Genomic DNA, 5,116 nt, shown 5'->3' with positions numbered 1-5,116 from the left:
ATGCTGATCGATAAACAGTCTTCCGACGTCGACTACTCGGTATGCTCGGAAGTGCGGCTGAAAAACACGCTGGAAGTCGCCATGGTGCTCGACAATTCCGGCTCGATGAGCAACCTCGGCACCGGCGCGGGGCAAAAGCGCATCGACCTGCTCAAGCAGGCCGCCAAGCAGCTCGTCGACACGCTGGCGCAGCAGGCGGCCGCGATCAAGCAGATCGACAAGCCGGTCCAGTTCAGCATCGTGCCCTTCGCCGCCTCGGTGAATGTCGGGACGCAGAACGACAACGCTTCCTGGATGGACACCTATGGGCTGTCGCCGGTACACCACGAGAATTTCGATTGGACGACGCTGAACGCCACCAACAAATACGCGCAGAAGTTCAACGGCATCTGGTACAAGAAGGGCTCCGACTGGGGCGAGCAGGAAGGCCAGATGCTGACCCGCTTCTCGCTCTACCGCGACATGAAGGTGGTCACCAGCCATGAGCGCATCGTCGGCTCCAAGCGCGTGGTCTGCGACGAATATCGTTCGAACCATACCTGCAAACGCAGCCACGACGAATACGACTACAACGACACCTACGGCCCGTTCGCCAGCTGGCAGGGCTGCGTCGAGGACCGTCCCTACCCTTACAATGTCAATGACGCGCCGGCCTCCGGCGGCCCCAACAACATCGGCACCGGCGTCGGCGACCCGGCAACCATGTTCGTCCCCATGTTCGCGCCGGACGAGCCGGGCAACCACTGGTATCTGACGCAGGATCCCGACGAGGCGAAACCGGTCACCTATGGCGCGGCCAACAGCTGGTGGAACGACGATCCGTCGAGCACCACCGGCAAGACACGGCAATCCAACATGGCCAAGTATTTCCAGCCGCGGCCGATCCATGCGCCCGTGCTGTCGACCGGCGCCGGTCCCAACTACAGCTGCACCACGACGCCGATCACACCGCTGACCGATGTCACCCAGGCGGCAGGGCTGACGGCGATCAAGGCGGCGATCGACCTGATGCAGCCGAACGGCAACACCAATGTGCCGGAAGGCATGGCCTGGGGCTGGCGCACCGTATCGAGCACCGAGCCCTTCACCGAAGGGCGGCCGGAGAGCGAGCGCGGCAATGACAAGGTCGTCATCGTGCTCACCGACGGCGAGAACACCTATTCGACGGTCAGCAGCGACCCGGCCGGCAACAAGTCGACCTATGCCGCCTATGGATACACCGGCCTCGCCTATCACGGCACGGCCGTGACCCGGCTGTTCACCGGCACGTCGAGCGCCATCGGCCAGTTCAACTATACGTCCAGCAACTACACCGCCGCGCTCAACGAGCAGATGGCGAGCCTGTGCAACAACGCCAAGGCGGCCAACATCATGGTGATGACCGTCGCGCTCGACATGTCCTTGACGGATTCCGGCGACAAGAAGGCGATGGACGCGCTGAAGGCCTGCTCTTCCGACTCGCGCTTCCGCAAGGATCCGACCGACCCCAGCAAGCCGGCCAAGCTGTTTTGGAACGCGACCGGCGCTACGCTGTCGGACAATTTCAAGGAAATTGCGAACGAATTGTCGAATTTGCGCGTGGTGGGGTAAGGCACATCAAAGGATGCCGGTGCGTTGAAGATCGTCCTTCGCCGTGCCGATCCTATAAGCTCGCCTCGTCCGGCGGCCTCGTCGTCGGTAAGTAGAAGGTTACAAAAGCGTTGGAGATGAGTGCCTTCGTTTGAGACTGTGCAGCGCACGTCCATTTGGACGTGACCGCGGAGGCAGGCCGAGACTACCCACCAACCTGCGGCATGCCACCCTGGCGCAACGGCCGGCGCCGGCAAGCCCTTGTGCGCGTTCGCGGCACAAGGCACAAGTCGGTGCTCGCCGGCATCGGACCGTCCCTGCCGCATGCGCTGGAGTCAAGCAATGCCCGACGTCGCCAACCATCTGACCTTCGCGCTGGTCTGCCTCGGCATGGTGCTGACGCCGGGGCCGAACATGATCTACCTGATCTCGCGTTCGCTGTCGCAAGGGCCGAAGGCCGGGCTGATCTCGCTTGGCGGCGTCGCCTGCGGTTTCCTGTTCTACGTGGTCTCGGCGGCCTTCGGCATCACCGCGCTGCTGCTTGCCGTGCCCTTCGCCTATGACGTGCTGCGCATTTCCGGCGCGCTCTATCTTCTGTGGCTCGCCTGGCAAGCGGTGAGGCCCGGCGGGCGCTCGCCGTTCCACGTCCGCGAGATGCCGAAGGACAGGCCGCGCAAGCTGTTCGCGATGGGGCTTATGACCAACCTGCTCAACCCCAAGGTGGCGGTGCTCTACCTTTCGCTGCTGCCGCAGTTCATCAACCCGGCCAAGGGCCGTGTCCTGTCGCAGCTTCTGGTGCTGGGCGTCACCCAGATCTCGATCAGCCTCACCGTCAATGCCATCATCGCGGTGACAGCCGGCTCGATCGCGACCTTCCTCGCCGGACGACCGCTGTGGATGGTCATCCAGCGCTGGATGATGGGCACGGTGCTGGCGGCGCTGGCTCTGAGGATGGCAACCGAAGCGCAGCGCTGACGGGGCGTGCCGATATTCAGGTCTTGTTGCGCGCCAGCTGCCGCTGTGGCCTGGCTGCTTGGCCAACCATTTGTGCAGCATTTTACAATTCAAGCATTTTATCATTTGCTTAAATTGCTCGTAGAGACCCCTGGCGTATCACTTGAGCTTTACAGAGTTCGGCGAGGGGCAATGTTCGCATTGAAACGCTTCCGGGCCTCCGAGCGCGGCAACTTCGCCATGGGGACCGCCATAGCGATGCTGCCGATAATGCTTGGCGTGGCCGGCACCATCGATCTGGTGGGCACCAGCGACGACGCAGCGCAGTTGCAGAACTCGCTGGACGCGGCCGGGCTTGCCGTCGCCACGAAGTACTCAGCCGGGATGACAGCCGGTGACGTCCAGTCGCTTGGGCTGACATTTTTTGCGGCCAACATGAGCGCCGCCGACCAGCAGGAATATTCAGGCAGCGTCTCCGCCTTTTCGGCAGCCGCCAGTGGGAGCCCGAGCGCCTATTACATCTCGCTTTCGTCCAGCATCAGCCGGCCAAGCTTCCTCAGCGGCGCGGCCTCGTGGCAGGCCAACCGCTCGGCCAAGGTCAAGATGAACCCGGGTGCACAGGCCTGCGTGCTGGCGCTCGATCCGCATGTGTCTTCAGCGGTGAGCCTGCAAGGCTCGACCAATGTCTCGATGAGCAGTTGCGTGATCGCCGCGAACTCCGACGCGTCCGATGCCGTCAGCAGAGGTGGCTCCGCCCTGGTCTCGGCGGCATGCGTCTCGACGGTCGGCGGCACTTCCGGCCTTTCGCCACCAAGCGCCAATCTCACCTGCGGAACGCCGCTCGAGCATCAGTACGCGTCTTTCGATCCCCTGGCCGACGTCGTTCCCCCCGACTACACGTTGTGTTTGCCGGTCCCCAAGGGCAAGACCTACACGCTGGCGCCCGGCACCTATTGCGACAAGACATTGTCGGGAAACATCACGCTTGAGCCTGGCGTCTACATAATGCGCGGCACCGCCATCAAACCCGGGGGCAACGGCAGCCTGACCGGCCAGGGGGTGACGATATTCCTCATGGAGGGCGCGCAGATTTACATAAATGCCAATGAGCAGGTGAACCTTTCCCCGCCCACCAGCGGTCCCTATGCCGGCATCACCATCTTCGAAAACCACGAAAACACGTCGGCCTTGACGTTGAATGGCGGCGCCAATTCCGTGATCAGCGGTTTCGTCTACGCGCCGGACGCGCCCGTTACCTATGCCGGCAACTCCGACATGAGCGGCCAGGGAGACTGCCTGAGGCTTGTCGGCAAGACCGTGCAGATGACCGGAAACTCATCCATCAAAACGGACTGCTCAGCCGTGCTTGGAAGTCGCGAGATGTATGCCAGCCGCCTCATCACGCTCGTGAAATAAGGAGTATTCGTTGGGCGGCGCCAGGCGCGCTGGCGCCGCCCAATAGCAGCTCTAGGCCGCGAAGCGTTCGATCACCTCGGCCAGCGGGACATGCCCAAGGCAGGCACCCGAACCCACAGGCTTTCTGCCATCCTCTACGGCGAGCGCGTATTGCACGACCGGATCGGCCTGGATGCGCTCGCGCAAAGCGGCAAGCCTGGGATAGTCGGCGCCCTCGATCGCCTGGTGGAACTCGGCCCAGCGCGCCACGCCGATCAGCGTGGTGTCGGCCAGCGTCAGCCGATCGCCGACCAGGAAGTCGGTCCCGTTGATCATCGCCTCGAGCCGGTCGTGGCGTTCGGCAACGGCCTTGCGACCAAAGTCGCGCAAGGTTGCCTGCAAGACTGGGTCCGGCGACGTCATTTCCAACGCCGCCCAGAGCGGCATGAAAGCGGCGGTAAATCCGGTGTTCACAAAAGCCATGAGTTGATGCATCCGATCGGCTTCCTGCGTGCGCGGGTCGAAGCTGATGCGCCGGTTTGTATCGCGGGCCTCGAGCCATGCGGCGATCGCCATGGTCTCGGTCAGCACCTTGCCTTCGTCGGTGATCAGCACCGGCGTTTCCTGCCGGCCGTTGATGCTGGCATAGGCTTCGTTCTTCATGTCGGCCAGCATGTCCACCCGGCACAGCCGGTAGGGTAGCCCGAGGCGTTCGAAGGCAGCGACGAGCCCCATGGAGCTTCCCGCCGGGAAGCCGTAAAGGAGGATAGGTTCCATTTGTTGTCTCTTCCATGTTCGAGGATCACGCCGCGCAGCGAAACTTGACCCTAAACGCTGGTCGCCCCATGTAAATTACGCACTATTCTGTAACCACGCCCCCAGGTCCCCCATGAAAGATGTCATCTCGTGCTGCCCGATCGAAGAGACCATGCGCGTGCTCAGCGGCCGCTGGCCGACCTTGCTGCTCTATTATCTGAAGGACGGGACCAAACGCTTCAGCGAGCTCCGGCGTGACAATCCGACCGTGTCGCATCGCATTCTGGCGCTGGAGTTGCGCAAGCTGGAGGACGCCGGCATCGTGCGGCGCACGGCGCATCAGGGCTATCCGCTGCGCGTCGACTACGACCTCACGGAAGCGGGCCGCGGGCTTGTGCCGCTGATCGATGCGCTCGGCGCCTGGTGGGAGCATGCGCAAGAC

Annotated in this window: 5 protein-coding genes; 4 read left to right on the top strand and 1 reads right to left on the bottom strand. The window is 63.0% G+C overall.

The features are described from left to right. From EN745_RS29625 to EN745_RS29615, 3 genes are all read left to right on the top strand, one after another. The coding region (locus tag EN745_RS29625; RefSeq protein ID WP_145992197.1) for a VWA domain-containing protein at positions 1 to 1,590 on the top strand (1,590 nt) is incomplete at its 5' end. A gap of 321 nt (positions 1,591 to 1,911) precedes the next feature. Then, complete coding sequence (locus EN745_RS29620) at positions 1,912 to 2,544, top strand: LysE family translocator (RefSeq protein ID WP_127422880.1); 633 nt, start codon at positions 1,912 to 1,914, stop codon at positions 2,542 to 2,544. A gap of 171 nt (positions 2,545 to 2,715) precedes the next feature. Beyond that, positions 2,716 to 3,939 (top strand): TadE/TadG family type IV pilus assembly protein, encoded by a 1,224-nt coding sequence (locus EN745_RS29615; protein WP_127422881.1) that lies wholly within the window; start codon positions 2,716 to 2,718, stop codon positions 3,937 to 3,939. Positions 3,940 to 3,990: 51 nt separating this feature from the next. On the opposite strand, the gene EN745_RS29610 is transcribed toward EN745_RS29615, so the two are convergent. After that, positions 3,991 to 4,695: a glutathione S-transferase family protein gene (locus EN745_RS29610; RefSeq protein WP_126055126.1), complete on the bottom strand. Its 705-nt coding sequence runs from the start codon at positions 4,693 to 4,695 to the stop codon at positions 3,991 to 3,993. Positions 4,696 to 4,807: 112 nt separating this feature from the next. On the opposite strand from EN745_RS29610, the gene EN745_RS29605 reads away from it, so the two are divergent. After that, positions 4,808 to 5,116 (top strand): helix-turn-helix domain-containing protein (locus EN745_RS29605; protein WP_145992196.1); only part of this gene is annotated, 309 nt, incomplete at its 3' end.

Source organism: Mesorhizobium sp. M4A.F.Ca.ET.022.05.2.1 (assembly GCF_003998845.1).
Taxonomy (GTDB): Bacteria; Pseudomonadota; Alphaproteobacteria; order Rhizobiales; family Rhizobiaceae; genus Mesorhizobium.
Note: the sequence above shows the minus strand (reverse complement) of the source record. Positions and strands in the feature narration are given on the sequence as shown.

What these genes read in the sequence shown, in the direction of transcription:
- EN745_RS29620 (WP_127422880.1), top strand. Translation starts at nt 1,912, where the DNA reads ATGCCCGACGTCGCCAACCATCTGACCTTCGCGCTGGTCTGCCTCGGC.
- EN745_RS29615 (WP_127422881.1), top strand. Translation starts at nt 2,716, where the DNA reads ATGTTCGCATTGAAACGCTTCCGGGCCTCCGAGCGCGGCAACTTCGCC.
- EN745_RS29610 (WP_126055126.1), bottom strand. Translation starts at nt 4,695, where the DNA reads ATGGAACCTATCCTCCTTTACGGCTTCCCGGCGGGAAGCTCCATGGGG.